The sequence below is a fragment of the Isoptericola sp. NPDC057559 genome, from assembly GCF_042801555.1.
Taxonomy (GTDB): Bacteria; Actinomycetota; Actinomycetes; order Actinomycetales; family Cellulomonadaceae; genus Isoptericola.
In genome coordinates this window covers 32,328-52,141 of record NZ_JBHVFQ010000001.1, presented here as the reverse complement: position 1 = coordinate 52,141, position 19,814 = coordinate 32,328, and the positions used below count along the sequence as shown (strand labels likewise).

At 73.6% G+C, this 19,814-nt stretch carries 15 protein-coding genes; 9 read left to right on the top strand and 6 right to left on the bottom strand.

What is annotated here, in order from left to right:
• Positions 1 to 38 precede the first annotated feature (38 nt).
• Complete coding sequence (locus tag ACFU5J_RS00195; RefSeq protein WP_430573289.1) at positions 39 to 656, bottom strand: TetR/AcrR family transcriptional regulator; 618 nt, start codon at positions 654 to 656, stop codon at positions 39 to 41.
• A gap of 161 nt (positions 657 to 817) precedes the next feature.
• Here ACFU5J_RS00195 and ACFU5J_RS00190 point away from each other — a divergent pair, with 161 nt between their 5' ends.
• Entirely contained in the window at positions 818 to 2,224 is a 1,407-nt protein-coding gene (locus ACFU5J_RS00190; RefSeq protein ID WP_430577413.1) for a glutamate decarboxylase, read from the top strand.
• Positions 2,225 to 2,271: 47 nt separating this feature from the next.
• On the opposite strand, the gene ACFU5J_RS00185 is transcribed toward ACFU5J_RS00190, so the two are convergent.
• Positions 2,272 to 3,525 (bottom strand): amidohydrolase, encoded by a 1,254-nt coding sequence (locus ACFU5J_RS00185; RefSeq protein WP_430577412.1) that lies wholly within the window; start codon positions 3,523 to 3,525, stop codon positions 2,272 to 2,274.
• A 50-nt stretch (positions 3,526 to 3,575) separates the two neighbouring features.
• Entirely contained in the window at positions 3,576 to 4,940 is a 1,365-nt protein-coding gene (locus ACFU5J_RS00180) for an AAA family ATPase (RefSeq protein ID WP_430577411.1), read from the bottom strand.
• Positions 4,941 to 5,036: 96 nt separating this feature from the next.
• Between ACFU5J_RS00180 and ACFU5J_RS00175 the strand changes: the two genes are divergently transcribed.
• A complete protein-coding gene (locus ACFU5J_RS00175; protein ID WP_430577410.1) occupies positions 5,037 to 5,624 on the top strand; it encodes a histidine phosphatase family protein in 588 nt (195 codons plus the stop codon).
• Between the two features lie 2 nt (positions 5,625 to 5,626).
• Here ACFU5J_RS00175 and ACFU5J_RS00170 read toward each other — a convergent pair whose 3' ends face one another.
• A complete protein-coding gene (locus tag ACFU5J_RS00170) occupies positions 5,627 to 7,675 on the bottom strand; it encodes an NAD(+) synthase (protein WP_430573282.1) in 2,049 nt (682 codons plus the stop codon).
• Positions 7,676 to 7,816: 141 nt separating this feature from the next.
• On the opposite strand from ACFU5J_RS00170, the gene ACFU5J_RS00165 reads away from it, so the two are divergent.
• From ACFU5J_RS00165 to ACFU5J_RS00155, 3 genes are all read left to right on the top strand, one after another.
• Complete coding sequence (locus tag ACFU5J_RS00165) at positions 7,817 to 8,563, top strand: copper resistance protein CopC (RefSeq protein ID WP_430577409.1); 747 nt, start codon at positions 7,817 to 7,819, stop codon at positions 8,561 to 8,563.
• A 232-nt stretch (positions 8,564 to 8,795) separates the two neighbouring features.
• Positions 8,796 to 9,077: an HU family DNA-binding protein gene (locus tag ACFU5J_RS00160; RefSeq protein ID WP_430573280.1), complete on the top strand. Its 282-nt coding sequence runs from the start codon at positions 8,796 to 8,798 to the stop codon at positions 9,075 to 9,077.
• A gap of 185 nt (positions 9,078 to 9,262) precedes the next feature.
• Positions 9,263 to 10,549 carry an MFS transporter gene (locus ACFU5J_RS00155; RefSeq protein ID WP_430577408.1) on the top strand — a complete coding sequence of 429 codons (1,287 nt, stop codon included), beginning with the start codon at positions 9,263 to 9,265 and terminating at the stop codon, positions 10,547 to 10,549.
• Here ACFU5J_RS00155 and ACFU5J_RS00150 read toward each other — a convergent pair.
• Both ACFU5J_RS00150 and ACFU5J_RS00145 read right to left on the bottom strand, forming a co-directional pair.
• Positions 10,456 to 11,373 (bottom strand): helix-turn-helix domain-containing protein, encoded by a 918-nt coding sequence (locus ACFU5J_RS00150; RefSeq protein ID WP_430573278.1) that lies wholly within the window; start codon positions 11,371 to 11,373, stop codon positions 10,456 to 10,458. The two genes, ACFU5J_RS00155 and ACFU5J_RS00150, sit on opposite strands and share 94 nt — an antisense overlap.
• Positions 11,370 to 14,075, bottom strand: coding sequence for a flippase-like domain-containing protein (locus ACFU5J_RS00145; protein WP_430573277.1), 2,706 nt, complete (start codon positions 14,073 to 14,075; stop codon positions 11,370 to 11,372). The genes ACFU5J_RS00150 and ACFU5J_RS00145 overlap by 4 nt, the downstream gene beginning before the upstream one ends.
• A 207-nt stretch (positions 14,076 to 14,282) precedes the next feature.
• On the opposite strand from ACFU5J_RS00145, the gene ACFU5J_RS00140 reads away from it, so the two are divergent.
• Genes ACFU5J_RS00140 through ACFU5J_RS00125 form a run of 4 tightly spaced genes read left to right on the top strand, consistent with a single transcriptional unit; the run spans position 14,283 to position 19,809 of the window.
• Positions 14,283 to 15,929 (top strand): ABC transporter substrate-binding protein, encoded by a 1,647-nt coding sequence (locus ACFU5J_RS00140; RefSeq protein ID WP_430573276.1) that lies wholly within the window; start codon positions 14,283 to 14,285, stop codon positions 15,927 to 15,929.
• A 21-nt stretch (positions 15,930 to 15,950) separates the two neighbouring features.
• Positions 15,951 to 16,994, top strand: a complete 1,044-nt coding sequence (locus ACFU5J_RS00135; protein ID WP_430573275.1) for an ABC transporter permease — start codon at positions 15,951 to 15,953, stop codon at positions 16,992 to 16,994.
• Positions 16,994 to 18,094, top strand: coding sequence for an ABC transporter permease (locus ACFU5J_RS00130; protein WP_430573274.1), 1,101 nt, complete (start codon positions 16,994 to 16,996; stop codon positions 18,092 to 18,094). Before ACFU5J_RS00135 ends, ACFU5J_RS00130 begins: the two co-directional genes overlap by 1 nt.
• A complete protein-coding gene (locus ACFU5J_RS00125) occupies positions 18,091 to 19,809 on the top strand; it encodes a dipeptide ABC transporter ATP-binding protein (protein WP_430577407.1) in 1,719 nt (572 codons plus the stop codon). Before ACFU5J_RS00130 ends, ACFU5J_RS00125 begins: the two co-directional genes overlap by 4 nt.
• Positions 19,810 to 19,814: the final 5 nt, after the last annotated feature.

The window sequence follows — 19,814 nt, the reverse complement described above, 5'->3', positions numbered from 1 at the left end:
CCCGCCTGGGACGCGACGGTCCCGGGACGGAGGGGACGTCAGGGGGACGGCGTGGTCCACCAGGCGGGCAGGGCGTCGTGGGCGACGCGCGGGAAGAACCCGGGGTCGCGGGGCGGGGGAGCGCTGAGCCAGACCTCGAGGGCGCCGACGGTGCCGAGACCGACGTACGTCGCGAAGGCGCGGGCGTAGCGGTCGGCCTGGTCGGCGGGGGTGCCGGGGTCGAGGGGCATGAGCCCGGGGTGCGCCCGGAGGTGGTCGGCGAGCGTGCCGGACACGTGGTCGGCGAGCAGCCGCGCGAGGGGCGCGCTGAGGCCGCCGTCGAGCGCTCGCTCGTAGACGGGCAGGTGCGCCTCGACGTGGGCCTGCAGCGCGCCGGTGTAGCGGGCCACGACGTGCTCGGCGTCGTCGTGGGTGGCGTGGCCGGCGACCTCCCGCACGTCGGCGTCGAACTCCGCGCGGATGCGGTCGAGCTCGGCGCCGAGCACGCGGGCCAGCAGGTCGGCCGGGTTCGCGGCGTGGTCGTAGAAGGTGGCCCGGTTGATGCCGGCGCGGGCGGCGACGGCCGACGCGGTGAGGTCGGCGACGTCCTGCTCCGCGGCCAGCTCGAGGACGGCGGTGCGCAGGGCCTCCGCGGTGCGTTCCACCCGCTTGTCCATGCCCGTCACCTCCGCTCTCCGACGTCTTCGACGCTACGCCGGAGAAACCAGTTAGGCAACACGTGTCGCCTAACTCACTTCACCCCGGCTGCCCGGGTGAGCCCACCGGGCTCGACCTAGGCTCGAACGTGCCGCACCCGCCACCGACGAGGGGAACCGCCATGGTCAGCAGGACCCGAGGGAGCGGCCGCCGCCGCCCCCGCAGCGGGGACGTCGAGCTCAACCCCGTCTTCGTCCGCCCGGGAGAGACGCGCTCGGTGCCGCGCGACCGCCTCCCGGCGGGGGAGTCGCTGCCGGAGACGGCGTTCCAGATCGTCCACGACGAGGCCATGCTCGACGGCAACGCTCGCCTCAACCTCGCCACGTTCGTCGGCACCTGGATGGACGACCACGCCAGCCGCCTCTACCTCGAGGCCGCCGACAAGAACATGGTCGACAAGGACGAGTACCCGGCCACCGCCGCCGTCGAGGACCGGTGCTGGCGCATGCTCGCCGACCTGTGGCACGCCCCCGACCCGCACCACGCGATGGGCACCTCCACCATCGGGTCCTCCGAGGCGTGCATGCTCGCCGGGCTCGCGCTCAAGCGGCGCTGGCAGCAGGCCAGGCGCGACGCCGGCAAGCCCGTCGGCACCCCCAACCTCGTGATGTCCAGCGCGGTGCAGGTCTGCTGGGAGAAGTTCTGCAACTACTTCGAGGTCGAGCCCCGCTACGTGCCCATCAGCGAGGAGCACCGCGTGCTCGACGGCCACGACCTGGAGACGTACGTCGACGAGGACACCATCGGCGTCGTCGCCATCCTCGGCGTCACCTACACGGGCATGTACGAGCCGGTCACCGAGATCGCGGCCGCGCTCGACCGGATCCAGGCGTCCACCGGGCTGGACGTGCCCATCCACGTGGACGGCGCGTCGGGGGCGATGGTCGCGCCGTTCGTGCAGCCCGACCTGGTGTGGGACTTCCAGGTGGAGCGGGTCGCGTCGATCAACACCTCCGGCCACAAGTACGGCCTGGTGTACCCCGGCCTGGGCTGGGTGGTGTGGCGCGACGAGGAGGCGCTGCCGGAGAGCCTGGTGTTCCGCGTGAGCTACCTCGGCGGCGACATGCCGACCCTCGCGCTGAACTTCTCCCGGCCCGGGTCGCAGGTGCTGCTGCAGTACTACATGTTCCTGCGGCTGGGGCGGGCGGGGTACGAGGCCGTGCAGAACGCGTCGTCCGACGTCGCGCGGTTCCTCGCCGAGGGCGTCGGGAAGCTGCCCGCGTTCGAGCTGTGGAACGACGGCTCCGACATCCCCGTCTTCGCGTGGCGCCTGAAGCCGGGGCACACGGAGAACTGGAACCTCTACCACCTGTCCGACCGGCTCCGCACGCGCGGCTGGCTCGTGCCGGCCTACCCCATGCCCGACGACCTCACCGACGTCACCGTGCAGCGTGTCGTCGTGCGCAGCGGGCTCAGCCAGGACCTCGCCGCGTCGTTCCTCGCCGACCTCGAGGAGGAGGTCGCCTACCTCGACGCCCTCACCGGCCCGATGCCCACCGAGGGCCAGCGGACCGGCTTCATCCACTGACCCGGGCCGGGCGGCGAGACCCTCTGCCTGTTCGGCGGCCGTGCAGGTCAGCGGGCGAAGCGCTCCGACCGCTCGCGCACGCGGCCGGCGCCGCGGCCGCCGTCGGCGTCCCGGTCCCACGTGTAGACCTCGGTGCCGGTGACGAAGACGTGCTCGGCGCGGGACCCGACGTCGAGCGGGTCGCCCGACCAGACGACGACGTCGCCGTCGAGCCCGGGCGTCAGCGCGCCGACGCGGTCGTCGAGACCGAGGAACGACGCCGGGTTCACGGTGAGCGCCTCGAGCGCGACCTGGGGGTCCAGGCCCTCCTTCACGGCGAACGACGCCTGGTGCACGAGGAAGTTGATCGGCACCACCGGGTGGTCGGTCGTGATGGCGACGCGCACCCCGGCGTCCGCGAGCCGGGCGAGGTTCCCGATGTCGCGGTGGCGCAGCTCCACCTTGGAGCGCGAGGTGAGCATCGGGCCGAAGATCACCGGCACGTCGCGCTCGGCGAGCACGTCCGCGATCGCGGCGCCGTCGGTGCCGTGGTTGACGACGAGCCGGTACCCGAACTCGTCGGCCAGGCGCAGCGCCGTCGCGATGTCGTCGGCGCGGTGGGTGTGCTGGTCCCAGGCGAGCTCGCCGGCGAGCACCCGCGCCAGGGTCTCCTTGCCGAGGTCGCGGGCGAACGGCTCGCCCTTCTCCTCCGCGGCGTCGCGCTGCGCCGCGTAGTGCTGCGCGTCGAGGAACGCCTGCCGGATGACGGCGGCCACGCCGAGCCGGGTGGACGGCTGCTTCTTCTGCTCGCCGTACACGCGCTTGGGGTTCTCGCCGAGCGCCGACTTCACCGAGACGGCCTCGCTGATCACCTGCTCGTCGACGGTGCGCCCGCCCCACGTCTTGATCGCGACCGTCTGGCCGCCGATCGGGTTGGCCGAGCCGGGCTTCACGACGACCGACGTCACGCCGCCGGCGAGGGCGTCGCGGAAGCCCTCCTCCTCGACGTTGATCGCGTCGAGCGCGCGCAGGTGCGCGCCGACCGGGTCGGTCTTCTCGTTGGTGTCGTCGCCGGCCCAGCCCTCGGCCTCCTCGTGCACGCCCACGTGCCCGTGCGACTCCACGAAGCCCGGCAGCACCCACCGGCCGCCCGCGTCGACCGTGCGCACGCCGTCGGGGACGACGACGTCCGCCCCCACCGCGGCGATGACGCCGTCGACGACGAGGACGGTGCCGCCGTCCACCGGGAGGCCGTCCACGGGGACGACGTAGCCGTTGGTGATCGCGACGGACGAGCGGACGGTGCGGATCGGAGTGGTCATGCCCGCCATCATGCCGCCGCCGCCGGGCGCCGAACAGGCGGGGCCGGGACCTACAGGTAGTGCCCGACGGACGGGCTCGGCTTCCAGCGGCCCGTCGCGGTGATGTCGAGGATGCGGCGCGTGGTCATGCCCTCGATGCCGTGCTCGAGGACGGCGCGGCGCGCGACCTCGCGGATCTCCGCGCCCGTCGCGCCGTCGAGGCTGCCGGCGATGGCGGCGAGGTCGAGGCCGTCGCCCCGGCGCGGCAGGTAGATCCTGAGGATGGCGACGCGGCCCTCGTGGCTCGGCAGCGGCACCTCGAGGATGGTGTCGAACCGCCCGGGCCGCTTCACCGCGGGGTCGAGGGAGCCGGGGTCGTTGGTGGTCGCGAGGGTGAGGACGTCGTTGCGCACCCGTGCGCCGTCGAGGGCGTTGAGGAACTCCGAGAAGCCCGACGAGCTGCGCATCTCCGCGTTCGCGACGCCGTCGATGTCCTCCATGACGACGAGGGTGGGGCCGAGCCGCTCGACCTCCTTGTAGAGGTTCTCCGACGCCTGTCGCAGCACGTCCGGCTCCACGATCATCACGGTCATCGCGCCCGCGACCTCCGCCGCGAGGATCCGGCCCAGCTTCGTCTTGCCGACGCCGGGCTTGCCCGCGAGCAGCAGCCCGCGGGTGGTGGGGAGCCCGAGGGAGAGCAGGTCGGCGCGGCGCGTGGTGCCCGACGACAGGAACAGGTCCACCTCGCCCCAGACGGCGTCGGCGAGCACGAGGTCGGCGCGCGTCTCGTGGGTCGCGGGCACGGGCTCGAAGCCGACCTGGTTGCCGTAGCTGGTCACCGACACCTGCAGGATGCGGCCGCGGTACGGGTTCCCCTCGCCCTTGAGGGCGGTGAGGAAGTCGTCGAGCACCGACTCGGCGAGGTCGCGGCGGCCCTCGCCCGTGTAGACGGTGACGTCCGCGGGGTGCCCGCCGCACAGGTGGATCGCGACCGGCTCGTCGCGCAGGGTGCCGGCGGGGAAGAACGCCGACAGGTGGTAGGGCACCGAGAGCGTGTGGTCCTCGCCCAGGCTCAGCGGCCGCCACTCGGGCGTGCGGCCCTGCGGCCCGAGGATCTGGTAGCTGCCCTCGTGCTCGGCCATCCACCGGGCCAGGACGTGCCCGTGCAGCAGCAGCTGCGTGTCGGAGACGGCGCGCTTCACCTCGGACATCCGGGACTTCTTCACGCCCAGCTTGCGCGCCGCCCAGCCGGAGCTCGACGTCGGCGTGCCCTTCTTCTTCTTGCGCGGGGCGCCGAGGATCTCCGCGAGCACGCGGATCGTCTGGCGGACCTCCGTCGGGTAGGGGCCGAGCTTCGGCCACAGGAGCCTGCCCTGCTGCTCCTCGGGCGTCGCGACGCCGTCCGTCGTCGTCCCCGAAGGCTGTCGCTCGCTCATGGTGCTCCCCGTGCTTCCCGCCGCCGTCCCCGGCGGAACGGCCCGCAGCACCCTATCTGCCTGCATCGACGCCGGCCGAGCCGATAACGTCGGCGGATGCCGACCCGACACCTGCACGTGCTGCGCCACGGCGCCGCGGACCCGTTCGGAGAGCTGTCGGGGGAGGGGGAGCGGCAGGCGGAGCTGGCCGGCCGCCGCCTCGCCGCGCTGCCGGTCGACGCCGTCTGGCACTCGCCGCTGCCCCGCGCCGCCCGGTCCGCCCAGGTCCTGGCGGCGCAGCTGCCCGGCGTCCCCGTCGCCGCGGCACCCGAGCTGACCGACCACGTGCCCCACCTGCCCGACCCCGTGCCGCCGGGGTGGGAGGACTTCTTCGACGACGAGGACCGCGCCGAGGCCGCCGACGGCGCCCGCCTGGCCGCCGCGCTCACCGCGCGGTTCGCCCGCCCCGCCGCGACCGAGACGCACGAGGTGCTGGTCACCCACGCGTTCCAGGTCGCGTGGCTGGTGCGCGACGCGCTCGCCGCCCCGCCCGAGAGCTGGCTGGGCATGCCGTACGGCAACGCCTCCCTCACGACCCTCGAGTACCGCGACGACCGCGGCGCGTCCCTGATCCTCTCCAACGACATGGGCCACCTGCCGCCCGAGCTGCGCTGGACCGGGTTCGGGCCGGTCGCGCGCCCCTGACCTCACACCGTGATCGGGACGTTCGCCTCCAGCTCGGCGAGCCACGCGGCGGCGGAGGCGTCCGACGGCATGCGCCAGTCGCCGCGCGGCGACATGGTGCCGCCGGGGGAGACCTTGGGGCCGTTGGGCAGCGCGGAGCGCTTGAACTGCGACGAGAAGTAGCGGCGGAAGAACACCGTCTCCCACCTCCGGATGGTCTCCAGGTCGTAGGCGGAGCGCTCGTCGTGGGGGAAGTTCGGCGGCCACCCGCCGGCGTCGGCGTCGCGCCAGGCGTGCCAGGCGAGGAACGCGATCTTGGACGGCCGCAGGCCGTGCCGCAGCGTCCAGAACAGCGTGAAGTCCTGCAGCGCGTACGGCCCGATCGTGGCCTCCGTGGACTGCGGCGCCTCGCCGTCGGCCGCCGGCACGAGCTCGGGGGAGATCTCCTGCCCCAGGATCTCCAGGAGCAGGGCGTTCGTCTCCGCCTCGAACCGGCCCGAGTCCGCCACCCAGCGGATGAGGTGCTGGATGAGCGTCTTCGGCACGCCGGTGTTCACCGCGTAGTGCGACATCTGGTCGCCCACGCCGTACGTGCACCAGCCGAGCGCCAGCTCGGACAGGTCGCCCGTGCCGAGCACGATGCCGCCGCGGTGGTTCGCGAGGCGGAACAGGTAGTCGGTGCGCAGGCCGGCCTGCACGTTCTCGAACGTGACGTCGTAGACCTTCTCGCCGGCGCCGAACGGGTGGTCCAGGTCGCGCAGCATCTGCTCCGCGGCGGGCCGGATGTCGAGCTCCTCGAAGTGCACGCCCAGCGACGTCGCGAGCCGGGTGGCGCGGTCCTTCGTCTCCGCCGACGTCGCGAAGCCGGGCATCGTGATCGCGTGGATGTCGCTGCGGGGCCGGCCCAGCCGGTCCATCGCGCGGGCCGCGACGATCAGCGCGTGCGTCGAGTCCAGGCCGCCCGAGACGCCGAGGACGATCTTCGGCTGCCCGATCGACCGCAGCCGCTGCTCCAGCCCGGCCACCTGGATGGAGTACGCCTCGTAGCAGTCCTGGGCCAGGCGCTCGGGGTCGTCCGGGACGAAGGGGAAGCGGTCCACCTTGCGGCGCAGACCGACGTCGCCCGCCGGCGGGTCCACCGTCCACGGCACGGTGCGGAAGCCGTCGAGACGGTCGGCGAGGGCGCGGCGGTTGTCGTCGAACGACCCCTGCCGCAGCCGCTCCTGGCGCAGCCGGTCGAGGTCGACGTCGGCCACGGAGCGTCGCGCGCCGTCGGGGAAGCGCTCGGTCTCGGCGAGCAGGTCCCCCACCTCGTAGACCATCGTCTGGCCGTCCCACGACAGGTCCGTGCTCGACTCGCCCTGCGCCGCCGCGTACGCGTAGGCGGCGAGCCCGCGGTGCGACGCCGAGCGCACCATGAGCCGCCGGTCCTCCGCCCGCGCCACCGTGATCGGGCTCGCGGACAGGTTCAGCAGCACGGTCGCGCCCGCCAGCGCCGCCTCCGCCGACGGGGGCACGGGCACCCAGAGGTCCTCGCACACCTCGGCGTGCACGACGAGGCCCGCGACGTCGTCGGCGGCGAACAGCAGGTCGGGGCCGAACGGTACGGGCCCGTCGGCGAACGGCAGCGTCACGGTGGCGCCGCGCCGGTCGTCGCCGGGGGCGAACCAGCGCTTCTCGTAGAACTCGCGGTAGTTCGGCAGGTACGACTTGGGTGCGACGCCCAGCACCCGCCCGCCCTGCACGACGACCGCGCAGTTCAGCAGCCGGTTCCCGACCTCGAGCGGGGCGCCGACGACGAGCAGCGGGCGGAGGTCCGCGCTGGCCTCCACGATCGTCGCGAGGGCGTCGGACGTCGCCTCCAGCAGCGTGTCCGCCAGGTGTAGGTCGTCGATGGCGTAGCCGGACACGCACAGCTCCGGGAAGACGGCGACCGCGACGCCGTCGTCGTGGCACGCGCGCGCCTCGGCGAGGATCGCGGCGGCGTTCGCGCGGGGGTCGGCGACGGTGACCGGGACGGTGCAGGCCGCGACGCGGGCGAAGCCATGGGCGTAGGCCGAGGTGAAGTCCACCCCCCGAGTGTAGGAACGCGCGCCACGAACCGCCGAGGAGGGCCGTGCCGAGGTGCTCCGGGTCCGGGACCGCCTCGGGGAGTCCGGGACCGTCTCGCGGGGTGGGGTGAGGGGAAGGACGGCGGTCGCTAGGGTCGGGCCGTGCACCCCCGACCCGCGCGCCGTCGTCGCGCCCTCGTCGTCCTGCTCGCCGCCGCGCTCGCGCCCGCGTTCGGTCTCGCCGTCGCGCAGCCCGCCGCCGCGCACGACCGGCTCGTCTCGTCCGACCCGGCCGACGGCGCCGAGGTCGCCGAGCCCCCGACCACCCTCACGCTCGTGTTCAGCGCCGCCATGCTCGACTCGGGCGCCCAGGTGGCCGTCACGACCCCCGACGGCACGACGCCCGCGAAGGTCACCGTGGACGGCGAGGAGGCCGTCGCGACGCTGCCGGCGGACCTGCCCGGCGGCGACTGGGACGTCGCCTGGCGGGTCGTCTCCTCCGACGGCCACCCCATCGAGGGCGACCTGTCGTTCACCGTGGCGGCCGCGTCCCCGAGCCCGACGCCCACCCCCACCCCGACGCCGACGGCGACGCCGACCCCGACGTCGTCCGCGCCCTCGCCCACCGCGAGCGCGCCGGACGACGGGCACGTGCACCGGACGGGCACCCCCGGCGCCGACCTCGACGCCGAGGGCGAGGCCGGGTGGGCGACGGCGTGGCTGTTCCCCGTGGCGGTGCTGGCCGCGGTGGGCGTGGCCGCGGCGGTCGTGCTGCGCCTGCGCCGGCGCGGCACCGACGGCTGGCAGGACGACGAGCACGACGACCGGCACGACGACGGGCCGGACGCCGGGGACGACGGCCCGCAGGAGCCGCACGAGCCCGGCGGGGGCGACCGCCCGCGCGGCTGACGCCGCCCTCCCCGAGCGCGTGATCTGTCCCGCCATGAGGCCCGATAGCGGGACAGATCACGCGCTCGACGGGTGAGCCGGGACGAGTGTCCGGCACGCCACGCGCGGAAAAGTCGCAGGAATCCGCGGATGTTCCCTAGTGTGTTCCCCGGTCCCCCGGCGAGAGCCGGCCGGGATCGTGAACGTGACGACGCGCGGGTCGCGTGCGTCGTGAACCGGAGAAGGGATGCACATGTCGCTGAACAAGTCCGAGCTGGTCTCGGCCATCGCCGGCAAGGCTGAGCTCAGCAAGGCTGAGGCGGAGAAGTTCCTCAACGCCTTCCAGGCTGTGCTCGAGGAGTCGCTCGCCAAGGGCGAGGCGGTCAAGGTCACGGGTCTGCTCTCGGTCGAGCGCGTCGAGCGCGCGGCCCGCACCGGTCGCAACCCGCGCACGGGCGAGGAGATCCAGATCCCGGCCGGCTTCGGTGTGAAGATCAGCGCCGGCTCGCTGCTGAAGAAGGCCGTCACCAAGTGACCCTTCGCTGACCCGGCCACGCGCCAGGTCGGCTACCCGGAGGCCCGCCGCTCGCCCTGCGCGAGCGGCGGGCCTCCGGTGTTCCCGGGCGGGGCCGCGCGCGGCGCCGGCCGTGCCTGGCGTCTCGATCGAGTTCGTCGGCGTCCCGGTCGGCTGGCACCGGGACGCCGGTTGTTGCGACCAGCATGACCACGAACCCGATCGACACGGCGGCCGCGCCGGCAACGGCTCGCCCCGCCACCACCGCGGGCCCGGCGGCGCCCACGACCGCCCCTGCGCCGGCCCCGGCGCGCCGACCCCTGTCCCCGCGGCGCGCGGGCCTCGCGCTCGCCACGATGTTCCTCGGCAGCTTCTCGCTCGTCACGGCGGAGTTCCTGCCGCCCGGGGTGCTGACGCCGGTGGCGCAGGACCTGGGCGTCTCGGAGGGCGTCGTGGGGCTGTCGGTGAGCGTCACCGCCCTCACGGCCCTCGCCACCGCGCTGGGCCTGAGCGCCCTGTTCCCGCGCACGGACCGCCGCACGCTGCTGGTGGTCCTGGCCCTGGGCGCCGTGGTGTCCAACGTGCTGGTCGCCCTCGCGCCGAGCATCGGGGTGCTCATGGCGGCCCGGCTGCTGCTCGGCGCGGCGCTCGGCGGCTACTGGTCGATGTCCCTGGTCATCGCCACGCAGCTCGTCCCGGCGGACCGGGTGGGCCGGGCGATGATGGTCGTGAACGCCGGGACGACGGTCGCGACGGTGGCCGGGGTGCCGCTCGGCGTGATCCTCAGCGCGGCGGCGGGCTGGCGGGTCGTGTTCGTCGCGGCCGCGGTCGTCACGGTGGTGACGGCGGTCGCGATGCGGGCCGCGCTGCCGCCGGTCGCGCCCACGCCGGGCATCGGCTGGTCGGCGACGGGCCGGGCGCTGCGGTCCCCGGGCGTCGCGCTGGGCCTGGTGAGCATCGTCGCCGTCATCGGCGGGCACTTCGTCGGCTTCACGTACGTGCGCCCGGCGCTGTCGGCGCTGCCGGGGGCGGACGTCGGCACCATCGCCGTGCTGCTCGCCCTGTTCGGCGCGGGCGGGCTGGTCGGCAACTTCGCGATCGGGGCCATCGTGGACCGGCACCTGCCGGCGCTGCTGCTCGCCGTGCCGGTGGTGATCGGCGCGGGCGTGGCGGCGGTGGGGCTGGCGGCGGCGTTCCCCGTGCTCGCGTACCCCGCGGTCGTCCTGTGGGGCCTGGCGTTCGGGGGCGTGCTCAACGTGGTGCAGGTGTGGATCACGCGGATCATGCCCGACCAGGTCGAGGCGGGCAGCGGGCTCGTCGTGGCGGCGTTCCAGACCGCGATCATCCTCGGCTCGGCCGTGGGCGGCCTGGGCGTCGACTCCGTCGGGGTGGGCTGGACCTACCTGGTCGCCGCGGTCGTCGCGGTGGCCGGCGGCGTGCTGGTGCGCAGCACGCTCCCGCGACGCCACTCGGACGGCGTCGCTCCCGTGTGACGACGGAAGGCGCGGCCGAACGCCGTGTCCGAGCCGTAGCCCAGCTGGCGGGCGATCGCCGCGACCGGCAGGTCGCCCGCCGCCAGGAGGCAGCGCGCGTGCGCGACCCGCACCTGCGCGAGGTAGCGGCCGGGCGTCTGGCCGGTGGCGTCGCGGAACCGGGCGGCGAACCCGGACCGCGACGCCAGCGCCACCCGCGCCAGGTCGTCCACGCTCCACTCCCTGCCGGGGTCGGCGTGGATCGCGGCGACGGCGCTCGCCAGCCCCGGGTCCTCCCGCTGCATCAGCCAGCGGGCGGGCGCGCAGCCGCGGGCGTACCAGGCACTGATCGCGAGCGACGCGACGAGCGTGACGACGCGGTCGCCCAGCACGCTGCGGGGGGCGCGGTACGACTCGACGAGGTCGCGCAGCATCGCGGCGGCCGTCGGCTCGGTCTGCGGCAGCTCGGTGAGGAGCACGTGGTCGGGCAGCACGCCGCGGCCGGTGTCCGCGCCGACGGGCGCGACCTGCACGCACTCCACGACGGCCTCCGACAGCGCGTGCACCTCGAACCGCGGCCCGTGCGGCAGGAAGAGGAAGTCGCCGGGCGCCAGGTCCGCCACGTCGCCCACGCCGCGCACCCGCACCAGGCCCTCGGTGACCAGCAGCAGGGCGCCGGAGCCGGTGGCGTGCTCGGCCCAGCCGCCCGGGTCGAGCGCGTGCCGGGACCGCGCGACGAACCGCCACTGCAGCCCCGCGAGCACACGGTCGAGCTCGTCGGCCGCGGCGGACGCGGACGTGACGCCCGGCGCGCCGCACCCGGGCGCGTCCTCGAGGGCGGTCACAGGTCGCCCGTGCTCTCCAGGCGCTTCATCGCCACCCACCCGATCGGCACGCGGGCCCAGTAGGTGACGACGCGGTAGAGCATGGTCACGGAGAACGCCAGGGACGCCGGGATGCCCGCGGCGGTGAGGCCCGCGATGAGCGCGCCCTCGACGCCGCCCAGGCCGCCGGGGGTGGGCACCATCGCGCCGACGGAGTTGCCGACCAGGTAGATCACCGCCACGTCGATGAGGTTGAGCTCCTGCCCGAAGGCCGCCAGGGCGGCGTCGAACGCGAGCACGTAGCCCAGCGTCATGACGACGTTGCCGGCGAGGCCGAGCGCGAGCCGGGTGGGCTGGCCGATCATCTGCGACAGCCGCGGCCACACCTGCTCGAGCGTGGGGCGCGCCTTCTCCCACGCCCACCGGCGCACCGAGGGCACCAGCAGGGTCGCGACGACCGCCACGCCCACGCCGGCGATGGCGAGCAGCACGGTGGTCGAGGGCAGGTCGATGAGGCCGCCGGAGCCGGTGGACACGGACAGCACGACGAGCAGCAGCACCGTGACGACGAACTGCGACAGCTGCACCAGCGCCACGGTCGCGACCGCCATCGGGGTGGCGACGCCGCGGCGGGTGAGCATCCGCAGGTTGAGGGCGGCCGGCCCGATCCCGGCGGGCGCCGCGAGCGACACGAAGGAGCCGGCCATCTGCGTGAGGGTCGCGCGCCACAGCGGCAGCTTCTCGGGCGAGAACGCGGTGAACGTGAGCGCCGCGCCGAACCACGTGATCGCGCCGAACGCGAAGGACGCCGCCACCCACCAGGGGTTCGCCTCGGTGATCGCGGCGGCGATCTCCTCGAAGTTCATCGTCGTGACGATCACCGTGACGGCGACGATCGTCAGGGTCAGCATGATGATCGTGCGGGCGCCGAAGCGGGTGATGTTCTGGGGTTGCACGTCGGCCTGCGGCAGCCGCTCGACGAGGGCCTCGCGCAGCTCGTTCAGCAGGCCCTTGGCCTTGCGCACCTCCTCGCGCGTCGGGCTCGGCAGCGCGACGGACTGCAGGAGCGGGCCGATCGCGGCGATCTCCTTGTCGGGCAGCGCGCGGACCGCGGAGGCCAGCGCCCGCCGCGCGCCCACGCGCAGCGCCAGCAGGGCGAGCATCTGCGTGAGGTCGAGCCGCCGCGACAGCGTGCCCGACGCGATCTCGCCCTGCTCCCAGCCGGTGAGCCACACGTGCGGGTCGCCGTGCTCGTCGCGGTGCACCAGCACCACGTCGAGCGTCAGGGAGTGGTGGGTGAGGCCGGCGTCGTGGGCGCGCCGCAGCTGCTCCCAGGCCTCCGCGAGGACGGCGTCGCCGCGCGGGCCCTCGAGGTCGTCGGCGTCGAGGTCGCGCAGCGACACGGCGCCGCGCGCGTGCTCCTGCACCAGCACCACGGAGTCGTCGGCGACGCCGATGCCCTCCAGCCGCTGGGTGCGCACGCCGGCCGCGGTGGCCGCGTACGCGAGGAGGGCGGTGCGCTCGGCCGCGGCGCGCAGCGAGATCGAGGCCCGGCCCTCCAGCCCGCGCAGCCGCAGCGCGCGCCACAGTCGCTGCACGGTGGTCATGACCTGGCGGTCGCCGTCCAGCACGACGATGTCGCGGCGGGGCGCGCCGTCGTCGGTGAACAGCGCGTACACGCGGTTGTCGCCCGCGCGGGTGAGCGCGACGGCGGCGGCGTCCGCCGTCGTCGGGGACGGCGGGAAGGCCTGCCCCTCCTCGGGGAACGCCTCGACGACGTCCCCGTCGGCGTCGTACGCGGCCACGGGGTCCTCGGGCGGGGCGGGCTCCTCGCCGGGGGCCGCGCCGTCGTCGACGACGGCGGACACGTCGCGCACCCGGACCAGCGCCGTCGGGTGAAATCCTGCGCGCCGCACGGCGGCCACGAGGTCGGCGCCGTAGGCGCGCTCGCTGCGCACGCCCGACACGTACTGCACGGCCTGCCCGGCGAGGCGGCCGAGCAGCAGGGCCACGATCACGCCCGGCAGCGACACCTGCCCGGTGATGAGCACGATGGCCAGGGACAGGTAGAGCACGTTCCACGACCAGCGCACCGTGCGGCGGCGGGTGCGCGGGCCGGCCGTGGTGAGCAGGCCGGCGATGGCCGAGACGTACCCGGGGATCTGGAGCTGCCACGTGCCGTCGGAGAAGACCGAGAGCCCGCGGACGAGCTCGTCGCTGCCGAAGTACGAGATCGTCAGCGTCGTCACGATGCCGAGCAGGAGGCCGAGGGCGGCCGCGCAGATCGACTCCACCACCTGCCGGCCCAGCCGGCGCCAGCCCAGCTCGATCAGCACGGCGGCGGGCACGAACAGGGTGACGAGGCCCTCGAGGACCTTGACCGGCACGAACAGGATGCGGGCCAGCAGGGTGCTGAAGTTCTGGACGTCCTCCGTGACGCCCTCGGTGGTCGCGTGCGCGACGACCGACAGGACGAGCACGAGCGCCACGGCCAGCGCGCTGACCACCATGCCGAGCATGTCCGACGGGTGCCGCACCCGTGCCTCGGGGGTGTCGACGACGCGCACGAGGTCCGTCGCGGGGTCGTGGCCGGGGGCGTCCCCGCCGAGCAGCGCCTGCAGCGGACCGGTCGGCGGCGTCGGGTCGGACGCCGGCCCCCGGTGCGCCGGGCGATCCCGGTGCGACGGATCCTGGACGGGACCCGCGGTGCTCGCTCCGGACATGCGGGGAAGTCTAGGCGGGAACGGGCACTGTGGCCTGTGACACGAGGCGGAGCGCAGTGGTAGGTTCCCGGACCACGATGCGACACCGGTCCGGACGTGACCCACGCCCGTGACCAGGGCGACACACCGGTGTGTCTCAGACACCCGCATCGCCACGAGCCCGCGGCCACCCGCCGTGGGCCGGCCTGGACGAAGGGGACCACGACCATGAGTGCCATCAGAGGCTCACGACGCCTGATCGCCGGCGCCGCAGGAACGGCAGTGCTGGCGCTGGTGCTGACCGCGTGCGGCGGCGGTTCCGGCGACGGCGGCAGCGGGGACGGCGGCGGCGGCGCCGCCGAGTCGATGATCATCGGGACGACGGACAAGATCACGTCGCTGGACCCGGCCGGGTCGTACGACAACGGCTCGTTCGCCGTGATGAACCAGGTCTACCCGTTCCTCCTGAACACGCCGTACGGCAGCCCGGACGTGCAGCCGGACATCGCGGAGTCGGCGGACTTCACGTCGCCCAAGGAGTACACGGTCAAGCTCAAGCCGGGCCTGAAGTGGGCCAACGGCAACGACCTGACCTCCTCGGACGTCAAGTTCACGTTCGACCGGCAGCTGAAGATCGCGGACGAGAACGGCCCGTCGTCGCTGCTGTACAACCTCGACTCGGTCGAGACGCCGGACGACACGACCGTCGTCTTCAAGCTGAAGAGCGCGAACGACCAGATCTTCCCGCAGATCCTGTCGTCGCCGGTGGGCCCGATCGTCGACGAGGACGTCTTCTCGGCCGACGCGGTCACCGACGACAAGACGATCGTGGACGGAAAGGCGTTCGCCGGGCAGTACTCGATCAGCGGCTACAAGATGAACGAGCTGGTCAGCTACGAGAAGTACGACGGCTACCAGGGCGTCCTCGGCGCGGCGAAGACGCCGAAGATCAACGTCAAGTACTTCACCGACGCCTCCAACCTCAAGCTCGAGGTGCAGGACGGCTCGGTCGACGTCGCGTTCCGCTCGCTGTCGCCCACCGACATCGAGGACCTCGGCAAGGACGACAAGGTCCAGGTCGTCACGGGCCCCGGTGGCGAGACGCGCTACATCGTCTTCAACTTCAACACCCAGCCGTACGGCGAGAAGCAGTCCGACGCCGACCCGAAGAAGGCGACCGCGGTGCGTCAGGCCGTGGCCGACCTCATCGACCGCCAGGCGCTGGCCGACCAGGTCTACAAGGGCACCTACACCCCGCTGTACTCCTTCGTGCCCGACGGCCTGACCGGCGCGACGGAGCCGCTCAAGGAGAAGTACGGCGACGGCCAGGGCGGGCCCGACGCGGACAAGGCGAAGCAGACCCTCGCCGACGCCGGCGTCACGACGCCGGTCGAGCTGAACCTGCAGTACTCGAACGACCACTACGGCCCGTCGTCGGGCGACGAGTACGCGCTCATCAAGGACCAGCTCGAGGGCAGCGGCCTGTTCAAGGTGAACCTGCAGACCACGGAGTGGGTGCAGTACTCGAAGGACCGCACCGCCGACGTCTACCCGGCGTACCAGCTCGGCTGGTTCCCGGACTACTCGGACGCGGACAACTACCTCACGCCGTTCTTCCTCAAGGAGAACTTCCTGGGCAACCACTACGTGAACCAGGACGTGGAGGACATGATCCTCGAGCAGGCCGTCACGGCCGACGAGGCGAAGCGCACCGAGCTGCTGGGCAAGATCCAGGACGCCGAGGCCGACGACCTGTCGACCGTCCCGTACCTGCAGGGTGCGCAGGTCGCCGTCACGGGCAAGGACGTCACCGGGACCAAGGACACGCTCGACGCGTCGTTCAAGTTCCGCTACGGCGCGCTGGCCAAGGGCTGAGAGACGGACTGAGCTCTTCTCGTGGCCTCACGTAGTACGGCAGGAAGCGCACTGGGACGCTACATCCTGGTGCGCTTCCTGCTCATCATCCCCACCGTGTTCATCCTGGTCACCACCGTCTTCGTGCTCATGCGCGCGACCGGTGACCCCATCACCGCCGCACTGGGCGGCAAGCTGCCGGCCGACCAGCTCCAGCAGCTGATCCACGCGGCCGGCTACGACCGACCGATCCTGGTCCAGTACTGGGACTACCTCACCAGCATCTTCTCGGGCGACTTCGGCACGACGATCAGCGACAACCAGCCGGTCACCGAGGTGCTCACCACCTACGGCGCGGCGACGCTGGAGCTCGCGTTCTACGCGATCGTCGTCGCCCTGGTCCTCGGCGTCCCGTTCGGCATGCTCGCGGGCTACTTCCGCGACCGCCTGCCCGACGCCGCGCTGCGGATCCTCGCGATCCTCGCCTACGCGACGCCGGTCTTCTTCGCGGGCCTGATCCTCAAGCTCGTGTTCAGCGTCTGGCTGGGCTGGTTCCCCGTCGCGGGGCGCGTGTCCACCGACGGCGAGATCTCGATGCAGCTCGCCGGGGCGGACTCCGGGTTCATGCTGGTCGACGCCTTCAAGACCGGGGACCCGGCCGTCGTGCTCGACGTCCTGTCCCACGCGTTCCTGCCCGCGCTGGCGCTCGGCCTGCTCACGGCCGGCGTGTTCCTGCGGCTGGTGCGCACCAACATGATCGGCACCCTGGGCGCCGGGTACGTCGACGCGGCGCGCTCGCGCGGCGTCAAGGAGAACCGCCTCGTGCGCAAGCACGCGTGGCGCCCCGCGCTCATCCCGATCATCACCGTGGCCGGCATGCAGGTCGCGATGCTCCTGGTGGGCGCCGTGCTCACCGAGACGACGTTCGAGTGGCGAGGCCTGGGCTTCCAGCTCTCCGAGTACCTGCAGGCGCGCGATTTCGTGGCCGTGCAGGGGATCGTCGTGCTCATGGCCGTGGTGGTGGCGGTGACGAACTTCCTCGTCGACATCATCGCGGCGCTGGTCGACCCGAGGGTGAGGTACTGATGACCGCGGGAGAGATCACCACCGTCGGCACCGCCGGCACGACCCCCGAGCACCTCGGCGGCAAGGGCGCATGGTTTCGACGGCTGCCCGTCGTGCGCCAGGTGCGCCAGAGCGTGGGCCTCCAGCGCGGCATGCTCGTCGCGGGCCTCGTCCTGACCGCCGTGTTCGTGCTGGTCGCGGTGCTCGCGCCGCTGCTGGCGCCGTACGGCTGGTCGCAGCTGCGCGACCTGGACGGCGCGTTCGGCGCCCAGATGCCGCCGAGCGCCGAGCACTGGTTCGGCACCACCGTGGGCGGGTACGACGTCCTGTCCCGCGTGGTGTGGGGCGCGCGCACGGCCCTGCTGGTCGTGCTGGTCGCGGTGCTGTCGTCGATCGTGGTCGGCGTGCTCCTGGGCCTGGTGTCCGGGTACTTCGGCGGCTGGCTCGACCGCGTGCTCGTGGTCGTGGCGGACGCCATCTACGCCTTCCCGTCCCTGCTGCTCGCGATCCTGCTGGCCATCGTCATCTCGGGCGGCAAGTCGGACATGTGGGGCGGCATCCTCGCCGCCGCGCTGTCCATCACCGTGGTGTTCGTGCCGCAGTACTTCCGGGTGGTGCGTGCCGAGGTGGTGCGCATCAAGGCGGAGGCGTTCGTCGACTCGGCGCGCGTGCTCGGCACCGGGCACTGGCGCATCATGACGCGCCACGTGCTGCGCAACTCCACGCGCACGCTGCCGCTGATCGTCACGCTCAACGCGTCGGAGGCGATCCTCACGCTGGCGGGCCTCGGCTTCCTCGGCTTCGGCATCGAGCCGACGGCGGCCGCCGAGTGGGGCTACGACCTGCAGCGCGCCGTCGCGGACGTCACCTCCGGCATCTGGTGGACCGCGCTGTTCCCGGGCCTCGCCATCGTGCTCGCGGCCATGGGCATGACCCTCATGGGCGAGTCGCTCAACGACCTGGCCGACCCGCGCCTGCGCTCGCGCGCCCGCGCCGGGCAGGTGTCCGGCGCCGTCGTGGCCACGTCGGTGGAGCAGTCGGTCGAGGCGGACCCCTCCGACCCGGAGACCCCGGCGTCGGCGGAGCACCGCGAGGAGAACTCGAAGGGAGACGACGCATGAGCGCCGTCGCATCGAACAGCGCCGTCGCGTCGAACGGCGCCGTGGCGACGATCACCGACCTCGCGGTCTCGTTCGCCACGGACGCCGGCCCCGTGCGGGCCGTCGACGGCGTGAGCCTGGAGGTCCAGCCGGGGGAGGTGCTCGCCGTCGTCGGCGAGTCGGGCTCCGGCAAGACCGTCACGGCCAAGACCATCCTCGGCCTGCTGCCGGAGACGGCGACCACCAGCGGCGCCGTCGTCCTCACGGGGCGCGACGGCGGGACGACGGACGTCGTCAACGTCTCCGCGGCGAAGCTGCGCCAGGTGCGCGGCCGCGACGTCGCGATGGTGTTCCAGGAGCCGTCCAGCGTGCTCAACCCCGTGTACACGGTGGGCTGGCAGATCGCCGAGGGCATCCGTGCGCACGGCGACGTCTCGAAGAAGGAGGCGCGCCGCCGCGCGATCGAGGTGCTCGGCACGGTCGGCATCCCCGACCCCGAGCACCGCGTGGACCACTACCCGCACCAGTTCTCGGGCGGGCAGAAGCAGCGCATCGTCATCGCGATGGCGCTGGTGCTGGGGCCGAGCCTCATCGTCGCGGACGAGCCCACGACGGCGCTCGACGTCACCGTGCAGGCCGAGATCCTCGACCTGCTGCGCCACCTGCGCGACGAGACCGGCACCGCCATCGTGCTCATCACGCACAACATGGGCGTGGTGGCCGACCTCGCCGACCGGGTCGCCGTGATGTACCAGGGCAAGGTCGTGGAGCAGGCGCCGGTCGGCGCGCTGTTCGACGACCCGCAGGCCGACTACACGAAGGCCCTGCTCAAGGCCGTGCCGCGCGTCGGCGAGGGCACCGTCCGCGCCGTCGAGCGCGCGGCCGCGCGTCCCGACGGCTGGGAGTCGGCCGAGCCGGTGGTGCGCGCCGACGGCCTCACCATCACCTACCCGGGCCGGTTCCGGCAGCCGGCGTTCACCGCGGTGGACGGGGTCTCGCTCGCGATCCGCCCCGGCGAGGTGCTGGGGCTCGTGGGGGAGTCCGGCTCGGGCAAGACGACGATCGCCCGCGCCATCGCCGGCCTCACGCCCGTCAGCGGCGGCTCGCTGCGGGTGCTCGGCACGGAGATGCTGGGCGCCCGGGCGCGCGACCTCAAGGCGATGCGTCCGCGGCTGGGGTTCGTCTTCCAGGACCCGGCCACGTCGTTCAACCCGCTGCTGACCATCGCCGAGTGCGTGGCCGAGCCCCTGGTCGTGCACGGGCGGGCCCGCAACCCGGAGGCGGCGCGCGCCCGCGTGGACGCGTTGCTGGAGGCGGTGCAGCTGCCGCGCAGTTACGGCGACCGCTACCCGCACGAGCTGTCCGGCGGGCAGCGGCAGCGTGCGTCGCTGGCCCGCGGCCTGGCGCTCGACCCGGAGCTGCTCATCGCGGACGAGCCGACGTCGGCGCTCGACGTGTCGGTGCAGGCGCGTGTCCTGGAGCTCTTCGCCGAGCTGCAGAAGGAGCTGGGGTTCGCCTGCCTGTTCGTGTCGCACGACCTCGCCGTCGTCGACCTCCTCGCCGACCGGATCGCCGTGCTGTACCGCGGCCACCTGGTCGAGGAGGGCACGGGCGAGCAGGTGCTCGGCAGCCCGCGCGAGGACTACACCAAGCAGCTCCTCGCGTCGCTGCCGGTGCCGGACCCCGCCGCGCAGGCGGAGCACCGCGCCGGGCTGGCCGCCCTGCGAGAGGCCTGACGTGC